The sequence below is a fragment of the Pseudoduganella umbonata genome, from assembly GCF_014192225.1.
Lineage (GTDB): Bacteria > Pseudomonadota > Gammaproteobacteria > Burkholderiales > Burkholderiaceae_D > Rugamonas > Rugamonas umbonata.
In genome coordinates this window covers 1,026,140-1,044,779 of record NZ_JACHXS010000001.1, presented here as the reverse complement: position 1 = coordinate 1,044,779, position 18,640 = coordinate 1,026,140, and the positions used below count along the sequence as shown (strand labels likewise).

Sequence of the window (18,640 nt, the reverse complement as noted above, 5' to 3'; positions counted from 1 at the left end):
GAGTGGTAGCCATGCGCGTCGGCGTATTGTCCTATCCAATGCTGTTCCAGCGTGATGGCGGCCTGCAGATTCAAGTCCGCGAGACCATTGCAGCCCTGAACCGCATCGGTGCAGAGACATCCCACCCATTACGGGCGCAGTTGGTTGATCCCAATCGGGAACGACTCGACTCGTTTGACCTCATCCATGTATTTTCTGCCATAAACGGCAACTATCGCTTGGTAGAGGCCGCCAACGAGATGGGCGTTCCGGTCGTATTGTCGCCGTTGCTGTCGCCCGGATGGGACCGGGGCTCGGGTTTGCGCGCTCGCATGGCCGACCGGATTACTGGCCGACTGACATCCTGGAACGTACAGACCAGTTACGCACAGGCAAAGCGCGCATTGCAACTTGCCGAGCTGGTCATAGCGCTCGGCGAAGCCGAACGGCAAGCGATCGTGTCGGGATTTCTCACGGATCCCGCGAAAATCCGCGTATTTCCGAATGGCATAAGCGCACGTTTCTTTACATCGCGCCCGGAGTTATTCCGCCAGCGCACCGGCATCACTGGGCCGTTCGTACTGATGGTTGGCTCGATAAACCCTTACAAAAATCAGCTTGGGCTGGTCCAGGCACTCGCCGACCTGAATCTCCCCGTTGTGCTGATCGGCCGTGTGGCCCGGCAGGATCAGGTCTATCTTGATACCGTGCTGCGTTCACCCTGGGTGCGCTGGCTCGGCGCACTGGATCATGACGATCCGCTCCTCGCCAGCGCTTACTGCGCAGCGTCGGTCGTGGCGTTGCCAAGCCACGGAGAAGTGTTTCCGCTGGCGGTACTGGAATCGCTGGCGGCGGGGACGCCGGTCGTGATGACGGATGAAAACGCTCTCGACTTGCAGGAAAGCGCATTCGCCTTGCGCAAGGCAAAGTGGCATGACGCCGCTGCTCAGCGCTCGGCAATCCTGGAATTTATCGATCGACCGCCGACGCGCGAAACCGTACGCACGCTGGTAGAGCAATATACCTGGCAGCGGGTCGCCGCAGAAATCAGCAAATGCTATTTCGAGCTTCAAGGAAGTTCGATGAAGCGCGTGCGCGACGAAGACGAGAAACTCGCGGCGACGTCGGCCGATGAGCGAAGTCTTGTGACACAGCAAATTGTAGAGCGTGAGCGTACATCCTCCTGAAGTCGGGTCTCCTGTCACGAATTCCGTGCGTGACGTTCCACGCGTTGACGAACCTTCCGGCGTTCACCGCGACAGTGCTTCTCCGTAATAATTATTCGCTGCGCGCCATCGAGGCCGGATCCGATTTGGCCGCATCATGTGCGAAGCTGACTGCAGGCGCCTGACAGCGCTCGTCGGGTTGTGACAGGCGGGGTGTTGCGAAATGAAAATCGCAACGCAGGAATGCGCTTCTCATCGATCGAATCCGCCTTCCCGGCAGGAAATCAGACGCAGGCCATGCCTGGATAGTCCTCCGAAAAGCCCGCCACCATCGGCGGTATTGTCACGCCGGCACGTGCACTCGCGCCTTGACGTGTTTTAGATTCGCGACGATGGTAAAGGTCATGATCACCAGCAGCGACCAGGCACTCCATTTGCTGACGTGGACGACGGACCAGGCGCCCAGCTGGTTCGGGTAGCGCCATACGCCCATCAGCGTGCCGAGGTTTTCGGCAATCCAGATGAAGAAGCCGGTCAGCATGAAGCCCAGCAGCAGCGGCATCTGCCTGTCGCGGTCCAGTGGCCGGAATATCACGGTGGTGCGCGCATACAGGCCTAGCGCGCATGCGGCCAGATACCACCGGTAATCCCCGATATAGTGGTGCGTGTAGAAATTCACGTAGATCAGGATCGCAATGGTCGCGGCCATCGGGTATGGCGGGTGGTGGCGGATGCGCAGGTCGAGCAGGCGCCATGCCTGGATGATGTAGCTGCCGATCGCCGCGTACATGAACCCTGAGAACAGTGGCACGCCGAGCAGCTTGGTGTAGCCGAAGTCCGGGTAGCTCCACGAGCCAATCTGTGTCTTGAACACTTCGAGTGCGAAGCCGACCGCATGGAACAGGCCAATGGCCTTCATTTCGTCCCATGTTTCCAGCCGGGCGTACAGCATCCAGGCCTGGATCGCCAGCGCCACGGCCAGCAGCACATCGTAGCGGGGAATGCCCAGCAAGCCGGCGCGCGGCACGCAGAACATTGCCAGAAAAAACAGCCCGGCAAACAGGCAGGCGCGCGCTTCCTTGATGCCGAAGTAAAACAGTTCGACGAGCGGGCGGTGGGCTGGCCGAAGATGGCGCGGGCGGGCGTCCGTCAGGTGGGCGTCGAGCGGAGCCAGCATCGTCGCGCCCGCCCGCTTAATGGGTTTTCTTCTGCTGCTGGACGAGGATGAACGGGCTGACCACGCACGCCCACAGCGAGGCGTCCGATTCCAGCCAGGCTTGCGCCTGCTGGTCCGATACCTTGGCGATCTGGCCGGCAGCCATCCACTGGCCCACGCTGGCCTTGTCGTCGTGGGCGATGCGAACGGCCACTTCGACCAGGTCCATTTCGTCGGCGATCCACACCACGTTGCCGGAGGCGAAGTGGCGCATCAATTCGCTCCATGGCAGGCGGCCCGTTTCGCGGTTCACCTTCTGGCGTAGTTCGGTATCTTTATCGGGATTCAGTTGCATGTCGGTTCAATTTCCACTTGGATCGGGTTCGACGACTGGCGTCGGGCTGCCTTCCCATGTTAACCGATAGACCAGCCCTTTGCGAACGTTGCCGACCAACGCCGGCCGGAAGCAGGCAAGGTTGGTGCCGCCCGCGTGACGCACGCTGGGGTAGATGATGCCGGTCGAGCCCGCCGCCAGCAGCCGCTCGGCCAGCAATTGCGACGTTTCATAGCTGTCCGGTGCCAGGCAGGGACCGAACTCCGCCAGGCCCCGGATATCGTGGAACTGGGCCGTGAAATCGGCCAGCATGGCCTGGTAGCTGACGCTGTCGTCGAACCGGCCGATTTCCGCATATTCGACGGTCTTGTGGAAAATCACCTCGGCCAGCGCGGTTTCCGCCTCGAAGGCGCAATACCAGGCGCCCCGTTCGCCATCGTTGAACCGGCTTCCTTCCGGGCGGGGATACGTGTACGCGGCATTCACGATGCGGAAGTTCGGCACATGCGACAACAGTTCGTCGATGCCGATACCCGGTGCACCGCCATGTTCGGCAAGCAGCCGCGCGTTAGTGGCGTTATCGAGTTCGAACAGGTCGGCCAGTTCAGCGTCGCTGTCGGCCAGCGGTGTCAGCACCGAGTCTTCGAGATCCGCGAAACGGGAGGGTATCAGCCGGTACGTGTCGAACTGCCGCAGCTGCCGTAAGGGCGGCACTGGCAGGACCGGCGAGCTTGTTGAAAAGTTAGGTGGCAAGATTGGGCGGCATTCGGTGGCAAGGGCGGCGCTGGCGACTACAGGCCTCCGCGGCGCGCATCGACCAGCTTGCGCACAGTCTGCATTGCCGGCATGCCGCCGGCCAGCATGTAGGCCAGCGGGCTGCTGCCTTTAAAGATGATATTGCTATTGGGTAATTTAACCCATTCGTCGGCGAGCTTGTCGCCGTAAATGATGTGCAGCGATTTGTAGATGCCAAGCAGGTAGGAGATGCGTGTAATGCGGTCGGCTTCGAGCACGCGGTCGGGATTGCGCTTCCATTCATAGAAGGTACTGCCCGATGGGCCGCCGAGCAACTCCCGGGCATCGTCTTCGCGCAGTTTCCAGGCGTCGACAAGCTTGAAAAAGCTCTTCAGCGCCGAACGGGAAAGGCGTTCCCGCACTTCGCGGGTATTCAGGTCGACAGGCGGTGTCGGCTCGTAGCGCGACTTGGGGTAGACGTAAGGAAATGCCAAGGGATGAGCAGGGGAAGAATGCATAAGGCCTCCGTATCTGGAGTCTTTATACTCCGTTTCCGGACCGCCGGCAAGCGTCGTACTCGTGCTATGCCATCCAATCGCGATACGGCGCTCAACAGCGCCTGACAAAACCTCATGTCCGGTTTGCCCCCAGCCGGACGGCCGGACCGACTTTGTCGCCGTGCTCGCCTTGAAGGCTTTAACCGGTGCTCTACGCCGGCTCGGCGTGCTCCACCATCAACTGCACGCGGGTGGTGCCGTTGTATTCGTTGGCGTCGAGCCGGAATGCAACCCGGGCGCGGTCGCCAAGGGCATCCGTGCGGCCGAACCAGATCGCGTCGTAGCGGGCGCCATTGCGCTCCAGCAGAAGTTTCAGGTGGCGTTCCTTCAGGATGCGCTGGCTGATCACGCGGAATTCGTCACAGAATACAGGCGGTGCGAACCCCTGGCCCCATACGATGCCATCCATCAGTTCAATGAACTGCGTGGTGAAATAGGCATCTTCCAGCGGCCCATCCGTCTCGATGATCCTTTCCAGCTGCTGCTCCGTCAGCCAGGACTGGCCGACCGTCTCGAACGCCGTGGCAAACGCGTCGAATGCGTCGGCACGGATCGACAGGCCGGCGGCCATCGCGTGGCCGCCGAATTTGTCGATCAGGCTGGGTGCCCGCTTCGACACCAGGTCAAGCGCATCGCGCAGGTGGAAGCCGGCAATCGAGCGGCCGGATCCTTTGATCCAGCCATCGCCGGCCGGTGCGAACGTGATCGTGGGCCGGTAGAATTTTTCCTTCAGCCGCGAGGCAACGATGCCGATCACGCCCTGGTGCCACGAATCGTCGAACACGCAGATCGTCGAACTTTGCGAGGGCTGGAAATCGTCCAGGTGCAGCAGCGCCGTGTCCTGCATCTCGGCCTCGATTTCGCGCCGCTTCAGGTTGATCTCGTTGAGCTGCTGGGCCAGCGCCCAGGCGCGGCCTTCATCGTCGGTGATCAGGCATTCGATGCCGAGCGACATGTCTTGCAGGCGGCCCGCCGCGTTCAGCCGCGGCCCCAGCGCGAAGCCCAGGTCGAACGGCGTGGCGCAGCGCGCCTGGCGGCCAGCCACGCGAAACAGCGCGGCGACACCGGCATGCATGCGGCCGGCGCGCATCCGCTTCAGGCCCTGCGCCACGAGGATACGGTTGTTCGTGTCCAGTTTGACCACGTCCGCCACGGTACCCAGCGCAACCAGGTCGAGCAGCGAATCGAGTTTCGGCTGGGTTTGCGCATCGAATACGCCACGGCGGCGCAGTTCGGCACGCAAGGCCAGCAGTACGTAGAACACGACCCCGACTCCCGCCAGGTTCTTCGATGGGAAACCGCAGGCCGGCTGGTTCGGATTGACGATCACGCGTGCATCGGGCAGCCGGTCGCCCGGCAGGTGATGGTCGGTGACGATCACCTCGATGCCGCGCCGCTTTGCTTCTTCCACACCGTCGATGCTGGCGATGCCGTTGTCGACGGTCAGGATGATGTCGGGTGCTTTCTCGCGCGCCGTCAGCGCCACGATCTCCGGCGTCAGGCCATAGCCGTACTCGAAGCGGTTCGGCACGATGAAGTCGACGTTCGCGCCCATTGCACGCAGGCCGCGCAGCGCGACGGCGCAGGCAGTGGCGCCGTCACAATCGTAGTCGGCCACGATGACCATGCGCTTGCCCGCGGCAATCGCATCGGCCAGGAAAACGGCGGCGGCATCGATGTGCAGCAGACCCGAAGGCAGGATCAGCGCCGACAGTTCGGATGACAGGTCCTTCGGATCGGTCAGGCCGCGCGCGGCAAACAGGCGCGCCAGCACCGGATGGATGCCCCCCTGGCGCAACATTTCCGATTCGCGGAACGGGCAGGGACGGTGGGTGATACGGGTCATGGATTCGGCTTTGCTAATAAACTCGGGTGCATGGGACAGCGCGGGTGCCCAGCCAAATTGCTGAGCTGAGTTGCCCGGATTGTTTGATCATTCAGCATGCGGCACCCAGGTGCGTTACTCATGTGAGCAGGTTCTTGAAATTCTCGGTGCGCCAGAACTTGTTCAACGCCGGTTTCGTCGTCGTCGTGTCGGTCCAGGCGCTGCGATTGCAAAGCACGATGCGCAAGCCGGGTTCGTGGCCACGTCCCTGACCATGAAGTTGCCCCGCGCGCAGCGCGCCCAGCAATGGCGCAAACCACTGGTCTTCCAGCTGCTTCATCGATTCCAGCCAGCCGGACCAGTCCTCGGCCAGGCCGGCACCGATCAGGTGGCCCAGCACCGCAGTGCGCTGACGTCCTTTCGCTGCCAGCCATTGGACACAGGTGGCATCGCGCAGTTCCGGCTCGGCCAGCGCGTTCAGCCAGGCCGGGACGGCACTGGCTGCCAGGGCCGCCTCTGGCCGCGGCTGCTCCGCCGGCCCGCCGGCCCATAGCCAGAACGAGTTGACGGCTTGCTTGCGTGCCGCGTTCACAGGGTGCGCATGCCACAGCATCTGAACCTCGTTCAGCAGCCGGCGGAAATCGCGCGCCGCCGCGCCGGAGGGCAGCCAGGGATGCAGGTTGTCGCCGGTCGCGGCATCCGGCGAAGCCGTCGCCAGTTCCGCCCAGTCGTCGGCGCGCAGGAACCACGTATAGGCGTCGCCATAGACCAGCGTCTTGCCCAGCTCCTCGAACAGCGGCAGCGCGGCGTCGAACAGCGCGCGCGACTCGGCGCCGGTGATGCGCAGGCCGCGCAGGTCCGGCATCATCAGGTGCGTGCCGATCACCAGGTGCACGGGGTGGAAGATGAACCAGTGGCCCGTTTCCGGCGTCATCCCGAGCCCGCGCATCACGGCCGGTGCGAACGGCGCGGCCGGCTGCGTGGACGGCGCTCCGGCCAGTCCAAGTGCGTGCGCCAGCCATGCTTCGTGCGGCAGCAGCCGCGTGTCGGCATCGAACGCGTGCATGGTATGCGTGGAATTGCGGGAAAGTAAAGTCGCCAGCGCCGGGGCCTGCAGGGCGCGGACAAGGTCCGGCGCCATTTCGGCCGGCGGCAGGCCGAAAGGTAAAACAAGGGTCGTGGAAGCCATGCGCCATTATAAAAGATTGGCGGACACGGCGCGCCGCGCCGTCATCTGGCTCAGCAGTAAGCCCCGCCATGCTGTTTATATGGCAAACTGCGCACTTTGCACCACGGGCCATCCTTCTCCATGAGTTTCACCCACAAGATGCCGTTCGAATGGCAGGTCGGGCTTCGCTACACGCGCGCTGGCCGGCGCAGCGGCCGCAACAGCTTCATCTCGTTCATTTCCGCGATTTCGATGGCGGGGATCGGCCTGGGCGTGGCCGCGCTGATCATCGTCCTGTCGGTCTATAACGGCTTCCAGAAGGAAGTCACGGCGCGCATGCTGTCGGTGCTGGGGCATATCGAGATCTACCAGATGGGCGGCCCGATGACGGACTGGCACGCCACGGCGCGCAACGCCTTCGCCAATCCCGAAGTGAAGGGCGCGGCGCCGTTCGTGGAACTGCAGGCGCTGCTGGCGCACGGCGGCGATGTGCTGCGCCCGGCGATCGTGCGCGGCATCCTGCCCGAGGAAGAAGGCAAGGTATCCGACATCCCGCGGCAGGTGAGGCAGGGCAGCCTGGCCGGGCTGAAGCCGGGCGAAAAGGGCATCGTGCTCGGTATCGAGCTGGCCAGGGCGCTGGAGGCCAAGGTCGGCGGCAAGGTGGCGATGGCGCTGTCCGAAGGCGGCATGGCCGGCGGCGCGCCGGCGATGCGTACGTTCACCGTGGTCGGGATCTTCGAGGCCGGCCACAACGAATTCGACTCCTCGCTGGCCTACGTGCACCTGGCCGACGGCCAGCAACTGCTGAACCTGGCCGGCCCGTACGGCCTGCGCCTGAAGATCGCGGACATGGACCAGGCGCCCGAGGTGGCCTTCCAGCTGAAACAGACGATGCCGGGCGACCTGCTGGTGCGCGACTGGTCGAAGCTGAACGCCAACTGGTTCGCCGCCGTGCAGACGCAGAAGCGGATGATGTTCATCATCCTCACGCTGATCATCGCGGTGGCCGCGTTCAACCTGGTGGCGACACTGGTGATGACGGTAACGGACAAGCAGGCCGACATCGCCATCCTGCGCACGCTGGGCGCTTCGCCCCGCTCGATCATGCAGGTCTTCATGGTGCAGGGGGCCCTGGTCGGCGTGGTGGGCACCGCGCTGGGCGTGGCCGGGGGCGTGCTGATCGCAATGAACGTCGGCGTCATCGTGCCCGCCATCGAAACGGTGCTCGGCATGAAATTCCTGTCGAAGGATATCTATTTCATCAGCGCCGTGCCGTCCGACCTGCGCTGGGGCGACGTGGCCGCGATCGGCGGTACGGCCGTGGGACTGGCGTTCGTGGCCACGCTGTACCCCAGCTGGTGGGCGGCGCGGGTAAAGCCTGCCGAGGCGTTGCGCTATGAATAGGTTCAAGAATAGGTCCAAGGATACGTCCAGCTTGTGGCAAACTTCGGCTCCCTCGTTACATGGCCAGCAATGAGCTTCCTGAAAAATCTTCCTTATGAATGGCAGGTCGGCCTGCGCTACACCCGTGCAGGCAAGCGCGGCGGCCGCAACCGCTTCATTTCGTTCATCTCCCTGATCTCGACGGCCGGCATCGCCCTCGGCGTCGGCGCGCTGATCATCATCCTGTCCGTGATGAACGGCTTCCAGAAAGATGTGACGGACCGCATGCTGTCCGTGCTGGCCCACGTGGAAGTGTTCGACAAGGCGGGCGGCATGCCGGACTGGCGGCAGCAGGCCCGGAAAGCGCTGCGTCACCCGGAAGTGAAAGGCGCCGCGCCGTTCTCGGAAACCCAGGCGGGCCTGATGCACGGCGGCGAGGCACTGCGCCCGGCCATGGTGCGCGGCGTGCTGCCCGAGCAGGAATCGGCCGTGGCCGACGTGGCCCGGCACATCAGGATGGGCAGCTTCACGGCGCTGCGCCCTGGCGAGTTCAACATCGTGCTGGGCATCGACCTGGCCCGTGCGCTGAACGCCGGCATCGGCGAAAAGGTGACGATGGTCCTGCCGCAGGGGACCGTCACGCCGGCCGGGCTGGTACCGCGCATGCGCTCGTTCACCGTGGTCGGCATCTTCGCAGCCCAGCACCAGGAATTCGATGCGGGCATGGCCTTCATCCACCTTGAAGACGCGCAGCGCATGCTGCGCATGGCGGCGCCTGCCGGCCTGCGCCTGCGCCTGGCGGACATGCATCGCGCGCCCCAGGTGGCCGAAGAACTGAAGAAGATCATGCCGGCAAACCTGGAAGTGCGCGACTGGTCGAAGCTGAACGCCAACTGGTTCGCCGCCGTACAGACCGAAAAGCGCATGATGTTCATCATCCTGACGCTGATCGTCGCCGTGGCCGCGTTCAACCTGGTGTCGACGCTGGTCATGACCGTCACCGACAAGCAGCCGGACATCGCCATCCTGCGCACGCTGGGTGCGTCGCCCCGCTCGATCATGCAGATCTTCGTGATCCAGGGGGCGCTGGTCGGCCTGCTCGGCACCGCACTGGGCGTGGCCGGCGGCGTGCTGGTGGCACAGAACATCGATGTGATCGTACCGTTTATCGAAAACCTCCTGGGAGTGCAGTTCTTGTCGAAGGATATCTATTACATCACCACGGTGCCGTCCGACATGCGTTGGCCGGACGTGACGAAGATCGGCGTGATCTCCGTGCTGCTGGCCTTCCTGGCCACCGTGTACCCGAGCCGCTGGGCATCGCGCGTGAAACCGGCGGAGGCATTGCGCTATGAATAAGCTGGTCGATGAAGCCGTTCTTTCATGCCGCAACCTGGGCAAGACCTTCACGCAGGGCAGCTATTCCGTGCCGGTGCTGAAGAATATCGATTTCGCGGTACACCGCGGAGAGCGCGTCGCGATCATCGGCGCTTCCGGCTCCGGAAAGTCGACGCTGCTGCACCTGCTGGGCGGTCTCGATACGCCGACCACCGGCAACGTGACCTTGCAGGGCAAGGATTTCGCCACGCTGTCCGAGGCGGCGCGGGGCGACCTGCGCAACGCGGCGCTGGGCTTCGTCTACCAGTTCCACCACCTGCTGCCGGAATTTTCCGCGCTGGACAACGTGGCCATGCCGCTGATGATCCGGCGGATGAAGCGCGCCCAGGCCGAGGAAGCGGCGCAGGCGATGCTGGCCCGCGTCAACCTGGCGAAACGGGTGACGCACGTACCGGGCGAGCTGTCCGGCGGCGAGCGGCAGCGCGTGGCGCTGGCGCGGGCGCTCGTCACGCAACCGGCCTGCGTGCTGGCCGACGAACCCACCGGCAACCTCGATCACACCACGGCCGAGGCGATCTTCGACCTGATGCTGGAGCTGTCGCGCACGCTGGGCACGGCCTTCGTCATCGTCACCCACGATCCGGAGCTGGCGCGCCGCTGCGACCGGGTGCTGCGGTTGACGGACGAGGGCCTGCGCCAGGAGTAGGCCATGTGGATCGATACGCACTGCCATCTCGATGCGCGTGAATTCGGCAACAATGCGCTCGGGGTGGCCGCTCGCGCGCTGGAAAAGGGGGTCGGCATGATCGTCATTCCGGCGATCGACCGTGCCAACTGGGAGGCCGTGCGCAAGCTGGGCGCCGCGGCCGGCAATGCTTCGTACGCGATCGGCATTCATCCCATCTGCGTGCCGAACGCCACCGACGCCGACCTGGCCGCCATGCGCGAGACGGTGCGGGAAGCGCTACATGACCCGAACTTCGTCGCCATCGGCGAAGTCGGGCTGGACTTTTTCCTGCCTCAACTGTGCACGCCTGAGATGCGCGACAAGCAGGTCCTGTTCTTCCGCGAACAGCTGAAGATCGCCCGCGAGTTCGGCCTGCCGGTCCTGACCCACGTGCGCAAATCGCAGGACCAGGTGCTGAAACATGTGCGGCAGATCGCGCCGGCCGGCGGCATCGCCCATGCATTCAACGGCAGCTTCCAGCAGGCCCAGGGCTACATCGACATCGGCTTCAAGCTGGGCTTCGGTGGCAACCTGACTTTTACTCGGGCACTGCAGATCCGGCGACTGGCGGAGCAGTTGCCGCTGTCGGCCATCGTGATGGAAACGGATGCGCCGGATATCGCGCCGCAGTGGCTTCACCCCGGCGTCAACACGCCGGACCAGGTTCCCGGCATCGCCGAAGTGCTGGCGCAATTGCGCGGCATCGGCCTGGACGAACTGCAAGCCGCCACGACGGCCAACGCGCACGCCGTCATGCCGCGGCTGCGCGCCCTCATGCCCGGCTAGCCCGCTACTGCGCGGGCAAATGCTGCAGTTCTAGCCCGACCGCCGTGCGTGTTGGAAAACCCTTCCATGCTGCGCTATCCGGCCCCGCCTTGCCGCCGGCAGGCAGCGGCGGCACATCCAGGTAAGCCTGCAGCGGTTGCGCCTTGAGCGTGATGCCGAGGAAGGCGGAAATGAAATGCTGGTTGATGTTGTTGATGCGCCGGCTGTCCCATACCGGTTCGGCATACGCCATGAAATCTTCCAGACCGGCCGCCGCCGCGGCCGGCGATGGCGGATTCGGACCGGTATTGTGGCGTGCACCCCGGTAGGTGAGCAGGTAGCGGTCGGCGTGGACGGCACCCTGGAACAGGCGCAGCACGCCATCCTGGTAGCCGGAAATGTCATCCTGGTCGCCGCTGATGAACAGTGTCGGCGTACGCAGCCCCGCCAAGCCCGCCGCATCCCAGATCCCGTTCGCGCCGCCCCACGGCGCGATGGCGACGACCGCCTTGATGCGCGCGTCGCGCCTTGTTTCATGGCGCGGATCGCCTTGCTGGTGGATGGCCAGCCGGCCGCCGGGAACGTAAGCGACGGCGGCTGCGCTGATGCCCGCGCCTACCGCATTGAGCGCACCATAGCCGCCCATCGAATAGCCGACCAGTGCGGTGCGGCCGGTGTCGACCAGCCCGGCGAGGAAATGGCCGCTGCCGGCTTGTGCCCATGCACTCACCGTGCGGAGAACGAACAGATCGTCCAGCGGCCGGTTCAGCAGCGTGCTGGCAAAACCTGCCTTGTCGGCCCGCGTCGATTCCGCATGGTCGATGGCGATGACGACGAATCCGTTCGATGCCAGGTGTTCGGTCAGGTAACTCATCTGGAGGCGCGAGCCCGGATAGCCGTGCGACACGATGACCAGCGGGTAACGGTCCGACGGCGTCTGCGGCGGCGCCGGTCGCGCGTCGCGCGCAGCGCGGCCGGGGAACGAGAAGGGCGTGTTGGGCCGCGCCGGGTTGCCCGGTCCTGACCCCAGCACGTCGGTGTACACGGTATGCTCGGCCTGGCCCGGCGCCAGGTCAGCCGGATACCATATTTCCAGCGTCAGCCTGCGCGTGTAACGGGGATCCGGGGCGTTTTCACTGGCGCGCAGGATATCGAACTGGTCCCGGTGTTCGACGACCTGGGTGCGCACGCCAACCCGCAGCGGGCCGCGCGCCGCCAGTTCGGGCGCATCCGGCCGGGCATCGCCGTAATACTCAGTGGCCGGTACCGCGGGTGGCGACGCGGCCGCCTCGACGGGTTGTGCCCCGAGGCTTGCCGAGAATGGGACCATGACCGCCAGCGCCAACACGCTTTTCGCTGCTACTTTTCCAGCCACCTTCATTCACTGTTCTCCATGTTTTCGGTTTGTCATGCGGCACGGCGATGGTACCGATACCACAACGGCAAGTGTCCTGTGCAACGGCAGGAAAGTCAAAGAATGATTGGCAGCTTCGATATTTCCTTTTGCAATATGGTCGCAGGCCCACTCAGGCGGACCGAACCTTTCAGGATGGCCGTTGTCAGACCCGTATGGACTCCGGAGGCCCCATGACCATTACAGGATTCAAGTTCGAGCGGGTTCGATCCCGGCTGCGCAGGCCGCGCTCCGGGCGTCATTGATCCGGCGCACCGGCATGCGCAGCGCGATCCTTGGTTTTGTCGCCGGTGCGGCGTTCCTGCAGACGCAAGCCGCGCTGCCTGCACATCCGGGCGGTGCGCTAGCGGGCCTGCTGGTGCTGATGCTGGTGCTGCTGGCGCTCACATTTCCGCCCGTTTCGCGGCTGCGGGGCAGGTGGCGGCTGCTCGCCAGCGTCGCGTACGGCGCCGCATTGGGTTTCTATTGGGCGGCATCGCTGGCGTCGCAGGCGCTGGCGCCGCAACTGGCCAAGGCCGACGAAGGGCGCGACGTCATCGTCACCGGCACCATCGACAACCTGCCGAACCACACCGCCCAGTTCACGCGCTTCTTTTTTGCCGTCGAGCATGCCGGCGGCTTGCAGGTGCCGCCGCGCATCGCGTTGGCCTGGTATGCCGGCTTTCGGGGCAACGTGCAAGCGGTGCCGGAACTGCGGCCGGGAGAGCGCTGGCGCCTGAAGGTGCGGCTGCAGCGGCCGCACGGCAACGCCAATCCCCATGGCTTCGATTACGAACTTTGGCTGCTGGAACAGGACATCCGCGCCACCGGCTACGTCCGCGCCGAGGGGCCGCACGACCGGCTGGACGGTTTCAATTTCTCCCCGCGCAATACCGTGGAACGGCTGCGCCATGGCTTGCGCGCGAAAATCCGGCGCGCGCTGCAGGGCAGGGAGTATGCGGAAGTGATCGTCGCGCTGGTGGTCGGCGACCAGCGGGGCATCGACCAGGACGACTGGCAGCTGTTTACGCGCACCGGCGTCGGCCACCTGGTGTCGATCTCCGGCCTGCACATCACGATGATCGCCGGGCTCGTCGCGTGGGCCGCGGCAGCGCTGTGGCGCCGCTCGTTCTTCCTGCGCCACGCGCAACTGCCGCTGCTGCTGCCGGCGCAGAAGGTCGGTGCGCTGGCCGGCCTGCTGGCGGCGCTGCTGTACGTGCTGCTGGCCGGCTTCGGGGTTCCCGCGCAGCGCACGCTGTACATGCTGTGCGTGGTGGCGCTGGCCGTATGGGCGAACCGCATCGCCTGCGTGTCGCACGTGCTGGCGCTGGCCGCCGGGCTGGTTGTGCTGCTCGACCCGTGGGCCGTGATGTGGCCGGGCTTCTGGCTGTCGTTCGGCGCGGTGGCCATCATCCTGTATGCATCGGTGGGCCGCACGGCCGCCTGGAAGAATCCCGCCGATCCGGACGCCATCGATCCGGATGCCCGCGGGCCGACGCCCCTGTCGCACCGCCAGCGCATGACGGCGGTCCTGAAGGGCGCGGTCAACACCCAGTATGCCGTCACGCTCGGCCTGGTGCCGCTGACGATGCTGCTGTTCGCGCAGGTGTCCGTTATCAGCCCGCTGGCCAATGCGGTCGCCATCCCCGTCGTCAGCCTGCTGGTCACGCCGCTCGCGCTGGCCGGCGGCCTGCTGCCGGAACCGCTGGCGACGCCGCTGCTGGTGCTGGCGCATGAGATGATGCACTGGCTGGCCGTGGCGCTGCAATGGTTCAGTGCCGCGCCGCTGGCGGTATGGCATGCGCCGGCACCGCCGTGGTACCTGTTCGTCCTCGCGCTGCTCGGCACCTTCTGGCTGCTGGCCCCGCGCGGCTGGCCGACGCGGTGGCTGGGGGCGCTGACATGGATACCGCTGCTGACCGCGCAGCCGGAGGCGCCCGCTCCCGGCAGCGCGCGCATCCTGGCCTTCGACGTGGGGCAGGGCATGGCGGTGCTGGTCGAAACGGCCGGGCACCGGCTGCTGTACGACACCGGGCCGGCTTATGGTACCGATGCGAACGCCGGCAGCCGTGTGATCGTGCCGTACCTGCGCGCGCGCGGCATAGGGAGGCTGGACGGCGTCGTCGTCAGCCATGGCGATGCCGACCACGCCGGTGGCGCGCTGGCGGTGCTGAGAGAGATCCGTACCGCCTGGTCGCTGTCCTCGCTGCCGCCGGCGCACCCGGTAACCCTGGCGTCGCCCCGGCACTGGCGATGCGTGGCCGGCCAGCGCTGGGAGTGGGACGGCGTGCGCTTCGAGATGCTGCACCCGACCGCCGGCAGTTATGCCGACGCATCGCTGAAGACCAACGGACGCAGCTGCACCCTGCGCATCGTCGCCGGCGGCAAGGCCGTGCTGCTGGCCGGCGATATCGAAGCGCGCCAGGAGGCGGAGCTGCTGGTCCGGTCGTCGACAATGTTGCGCGCCGACGTGCTGCTGGTACCGCACCATGGCAGCGGCACCTCGTCGACCGAAGCGTTCCTCGATGCGGTACAGCCGTCGCTTGCCGTGTTCCAGGTCGGCTACCGGAACCGCTACCGCCATCCGAAGCGGGAGGTCGTCGCGCGGTACGAACGGCGCAACGTGGCGACCATGCGGACGGACACGGCGGGTGCCATCCGCATCGATCTTGCCGCGACGGTGGGCGTCGATGCTTACCGGCTGTCGCGTCCGCGCTACTGGCACGATTGACGTTATCCGCGGTCGGTCAACCCATTGATCGCGGCCGGGATTGCCGATCAACGATGCGCATCTCCCGCTCATCCGGCATGACCGGAAGGGCGGCATGCCGCACGCAACCATCTCCTTCGCGCACTTCGCTGACCACGGCGACATTAATCATTTCCTTGAGCGGCCGGCGCATTGACGCTCCGATCGGAACGTTCATACCATCGTTTTACGTTCACGGTTGCAAGGCCGCACGCGAGAACAGCCGGGACATCGGATGGGTAACGACTTAATTTCGATTGGGGGCGACAAGATGCGACACCAGCAGCGCAGCAAGAAGAACAAAACCCGGCAACAACGCACCATTTCGGCGGCACTGATAGCGAGCTGCATCGGCGGCGGCGCGGCGGCGCAGGACACGGCCGGTACCGCGCCCGGGGAAACCACGGTCGTCATCACCGGCACGCGCCTGGTGAACCGCGGCTTCCTCGCGCCCACGCCCGTCACGGTGCTCGATGCGCAAGAATTGAAGGTGACCGGCACGCAGAACCTGGAAACCCTGCTGACCGACACCCCGCAGTTCGCAGCCAGTCAATTGAGCAGCCCCACCGCCAACACGATGCAGGCAGGCCAACCGTCCGGCACGGCGACGCTGAACCTTCGCAACCTGGGCCCGACCCGCAACCTAGTGCTGGTGAACGGGCGCCGCTTTGCCATCACCGGCCCGGATTTCACGACCGACATCAACGCCATCCCCGCCGCGCTGGTGCGGCGCATCGAAACCGTGACCGGCGGTTCGTCGGCGGTGTATGGCTCCGACGCGATTTCCGGTGTCGTCAACTTCATCCTGCGAGACAATTTCCAGGGTGTCGAGATCAACGCCCAGCACACGCGGGACCAGCCGACCGGCACGCCGACGAACAGCGTCGACCTGACGGTGGGCGGCAACTTCGCCGGCAACCGCGGCAACGCCGTGCTGTCGCTGAACTACATGGACCGCCAGGGCATGACGCGCGGCGAACTGGGTGGCTATTCGCTGCCGTCGCTGGGCGACGGTTGCGTAACGGCGGCGTCGTGGTCGGCAACCCGCCCGGGTACGCCGCTGGCCGTGCCCGGTGGGCAAACCTGCCTGTCGGCGGGCGGCCGTCCCGGGCTGATCTACAGCGGCTCGTCCACGGTGCCCAACGGCCGGATCGGCAACCTGCCGGTGATCGGTTCGGCGGCATCGAATCCGGCGCTGGATGCGGCCTTGGGTGCCGCCGGCCTGCAGGGCATGGGGACGCTGGGCGCCATCTTCGACGATACCGGCAGGTCAGTGCGGCCGTACGTCGCTCCCGACGACGGCTACGACCTGGGGCCGCTGTCGTATGTCGTCACGCCGCAGAAGCGCTGGATGGGCAACGCGTTCGCCCACTACGACTTCAGCGAGCGCGCCACCGGCTACCTGGAAATGCACTACAGCAGCAACGTCGCCAATGTGCAGATCGGCCCGACCAGCGCCAGCGGGAATTTCCTCGTCAACGCCAACAATCCTTACCTGAGTACGCAGATGCAGGAAGTGATGCGCCAGCTCGACCTGCGCGAATCGGGCACGCTGCGCGCCACCAACGGTTCGCAGACACTGACGACGGTGGCCGGCGACGGCCTGGCGCTCGTCAACCTGAACCGCCGCCTGTCCGACCTGGGCACCCGGCTGGCCGAGACGGATCACTCGGTATTCCGCATCGCCCTTGGCCTGAAGGGCGAGCTGCCCGCGGTGTCCGAGAACTACCTGGGCGACCTGAAATACGACATCTATTACACGCACGCCCGTACTACCGAATCGCAGTACCAGGCCGGCTCGATCTCGCTGAGCCGCTTCCAGAACGCGCTGCTGGCGCAGAACGGCGCCGCGCCGGTACTCAATCCGTTCGGCCAGAACCTCAGCCCCGCGGCACGCGAGGCGATCCTGATCTCGTCGAATTCCGACATCGTCGCCGAACAGCAGGTCGTTGCCGGGAACATCACCGGCAAGCTGGCCGAGCTGCCGTCCGGGCCGGTGGACTTTTCCGCCGGCTTCGAACGCCGCCATTCGTACAGCAAGTACACGCCGGACGCCTTCCTGTCCTCGGGCGACGTGTCGGGCTGGAACGCGGCGCGGCCGACCGAGGGCGAGGCCACCGTCAAGGAGTTCTACGGCGAGGCCCGCGTGCCGCTGCTGAAGGACCGGCCGTTCGCCAGGAGCCTGAGCGTCAGCGGAGCCTTCCGCCGCTCGGACTACGACGTGGAATCGGTTGGCAAGGTATGGACCAATTCGATCGGCACCGAATGGTCGCCATCGGACAGCCTGACCTTCCGCGTGCAGAAGCAGAAGTCGATCCGGGCGCCGAACGTGGGCGAGCTGTTCGGCGGCCAGGGCCGCAACGGACCGACCGCCATCGACCCCTGTTCCAGTCGCGCGCCGGCCGGGCAGCAGACCGCCGCCATACGCGCGTTGTGCGAGGCGACCGGTGTGCCGGGCGGCCTGGTATTCGACGCCTCCGTGCAGCCGACCCAGTTCCTCACGCAGATCCTCGGCGGCAATCCGGATCTCACCGCGGAAACCTCGCATACCACGACCATCGGCGCCGTCTTCGCGCCCACCGCGGTGCGCGGGCTGCAGATGAGCCTCGACTACTACAAGATCACGCTGGACAACGCCATCTCGACCTTGGGCGGCGGCGGCATCCAGTCCGTGCTGGACCTGTGCTACCTGACGATCCAGAGCGCGGACAGCGTGTATTGCCGGGCCATCAACCGCGATCCCGTCACGGGCCAGATCGCCGCGCCCACCTATGTGATGACGACGGCGGCCAATATAGGCGGCATCGAGACGCGCGGTGTCGACCTGGCGGCGAACTACGGTTTCAATACCGCCTGGGGGCTGTCCGGCGCCGGCACGCGCTGGAGTGTCGACACCAACTGGACCTATGTCGACGAACTGACGTTCACGCCCATCCAGGATATTCCCGACGTGACGAACGAATGCGTGGGCACCTGGGGCGGCACCTGCGGTCAGCCGGTGTCGAAGTGGAAAGGCACTGCGCGCGTGACCATGAACAGCGGCAAGCTGATGCTGTCGGCGCGGGCCCGCTACAGCGGCAGCGTGACAACCGATGCGTACCTGGTCCCGCAGCGCCGCGGCGTCGCGCCGCCGGCTTACGAGTCGCTGACCAATCCGCGCATCGGCTCCTACACGTATCTCGACCTGACGGCCGGCTACGAGTTCAGCAAGGCGGTCAACTTCACGGCCGGCGTCCGCAACGTCACCGACCGCGATCCGCCGGTGCTGGGCTCCACCCAGCTGCCGTCGAACAATTCGGTGTCGGCCACCTACGATCCGCTGGGCCGCACGTTCTTTGCCACGCTGAACGTGCGGCTGTAGCCGC

The 18,640-nt window shown here is 65.4% G+C and carries 15 protein-coding genes; 7 read left to right on the top strand and 8 right to left on the bottom strand.

The features are described from left to right. Positions 1-11 precede the first annotated feature (11 nt). Positions 12-1,166, top strand: coding sequence for a glycosyltransferase family 4 protein (locus tag FHS02_RS04315; RefSeq protein ID WP_137312965.1), 1,155 nt, complete (start codon positions 12-14; stop codon positions 1,164-1,166). Between the two features lie 322 nt (positions 1,167-1,488). Here FHS02_RS04315 and FHS02_RS04310 read toward each other — a convergent pair whose 3' ends face one another. The 6 genes from FHS02_RS04310 to FHS02_RS04285 all read right to left on the bottom strand — a co-directional run bounded on the left by FHS02_RS04310 (position 1,489) and on the right by FHS02_RS04285 (position 6,941). After that, a complete protein-coding gene (locus tag FHS02_RS04310) occupies positions 1,489-2,322 on the bottom strand; it encodes a DUF817 domain-containing protein (protein WP_137312964.1) in 834 nt (277 codons plus the stop codon). Between the two features lie 16 nt (positions 2,323-2,338). Continuing rightward, positions 2,339-2,656 carry a DUF2288 domain-containing protein gene (locus FHS02_RS04305; protein WP_137312963.1) on the bottom strand — a complete coding sequence of 106 codons (318 nt, stop codon included), beginning with the start codon at positions 2,654-2,656 and terminating at the stop codon, positions 2,339-2,341. Between the two features lie 6 nt (positions 2,657-2,662). Then, positions 2,663-3,355, bottom strand: a complete 693-nt coding sequence (locus FHS02_RS04300; RefSeq protein ID WP_137317295.1) for an RES family NAD+ phosphorylase — start codon at positions 3,353-3,355, stop codon at positions 2,663-2,665. A 71-nt stretch (positions 3,356-3,426) separates the two neighbouring features. Beyond that, the gene (locus FHS02_RS04295) at positions 3,427-3,888 is read right to left on the bottom strand and encodes an antitoxin Xre-like helix-turn-helix domain-containing protein (protein WP_371861454.1); all 462 of its coding nucleotides are present in this window, start codon (positions 3,886-3,888) and stop codon (positions 3,427-3,429) included. A gap of 190 nt (positions 3,889-4,078) precedes the next feature. After that, complete coding sequence (gene recJ / locus FHS02_RS04290; RefSeq protein ID WP_137312962.1) at positions 4,079-5,773, bottom strand: single-stranded-DNA-specific exonuclease RecJ; 1,695 nt, start codon at positions 5,771-5,773, stop codon at positions 4,079-4,081. A 118-nt stretch (positions 5,774-5,891) separates the two neighbouring features. Then, the gene (locus FHS02_RS04285) at positions 5,892-6,941 is read right to left on the bottom strand and encodes a hypothetical protein (RefSeq protein ID WP_137312961.1); all 1,050 of its coding nucleotides are present in this window, start codon (positions 6,939-6,941) and stop codon (positions 5,892-5,894) included. A 120-nt stretch (positions 6,942-7,061) separates the two neighbouring features. On the opposite strand from FHS02_RS04285, the gene FHS02_RS04280 reads away from it, so the two are divergent. The 4 genes from FHS02_RS04280 to FHS02_RS04265 all read left to right on the top strand — a co-directional run bounded on the left by FHS02_RS04280 (position 7,062) and on the right by FHS02_RS04265 (position 11,154). Continuing rightward, positions 7,062-8,324, top strand: a complete 1,263-nt coding sequence (locus tag FHS02_RS04280; protein WP_137312960.1) for a lipoprotein-releasing ABC transporter permease subunit — start codon at positions 7,062-7,064, stop codon at positions 8,322-8,324. A gap of 69 nt (positions 8,325-8,393) precedes the next feature. Further along, positions 8,394-9,662: a lipoprotein-releasing ABC transporter permease subunit gene (locus FHS02_RS04275; RefSeq protein WP_137312959.1), complete on the top strand. Its 1,269-nt coding sequence runs from the start codon at positions 8,394-8,396 to the stop codon at positions 9,660-9,662. Then, positions 9,655-10,347, top strand: a complete 693-nt coding sequence (gene lolD, locus FHS02_RS04270) for a lipoprotein-releasing ABC transporter ATP-binding protein LolD (RefSeq protein ID WP_137312958.1) — start codon at positions 9,655-9,657, stop codon at positions 10,345-10,347. Before FHS02_RS04275 ends, lolD begins: the two co-directional genes overlap by 8 nt. Before the next feature lie 3 nt (positions 10,348-10,350). Further along, positions 10,351-11,154 carry a TatD family hydrolase gene (locus tag FHS02_RS04265; RefSeq protein WP_137312957.1) on the top strand — a complete coding sequence of 268 codons (804 nt, stop codon included), beginning with the start codon at positions 10,351-10,353 and terminating at the stop codon, positions 11,152-11,154. A gap of 4 nt (positions 11,155-11,158) precedes the next feature. Here the strand turns inward: FHS02_RS04265 and FHS02_RS04260 are convergent, their stop codons facing one another. Next, a complete protein-coding gene (locus FHS02_RS04260; protein ID WP_217496909.1) occupies positions 11,159-12,463 on the bottom strand; it encodes an alpha/beta hydrolase family protein in 1,305 nt (434 codons plus the stop codon). A gap of 343 nt (positions 12,464-12,806) precedes the next feature. On the opposite strand from FHS02_RS04260, the gene FHS02_RS04255 reads away from it, so the two are divergent. After that, positions 12,807-15,257, top strand: a complete 2,451-nt coding sequence (locus FHS02_RS04255; protein ID WP_137312955.1) for a DNA internalization-related competence protein ComEC/Rec2 — start codon at positions 12,807-12,809, stop codon at positions 15,255-15,257. A gap of 16 nt (positions 15,258-15,273) precedes the next feature. On the opposite strand, the gene FHS02_RS04250 is transcribed toward FHS02_RS04255, so the two are convergent. Continuing rightward, a complete protein-coding gene (locus FHS02_RS04250; protein WP_137312954.1) occupies positions 15,274-15,453 on the bottom strand; it encodes a hypothetical protein in 180 nt (59 codons plus the stop codon). Between the two features lie 93 nt (positions 15,454-15,546). Between FHS02_RS04250 and FHS02_RS04245 the strand changes: the two genes are divergently transcribed. Further along, on the top strand, positions 15,547-18,636 hold the full coding sequence (locus tag FHS02_RS04245) for a TonB-dependent receptor domain-containing protein (protein ID WP_137312953.1): 3,090 nt from the start codon (positions 15,547-15,549) through the stop codon (positions 18,634-18,636). Positions 18,637-18,640: the final 4 nt, after the last annotated feature.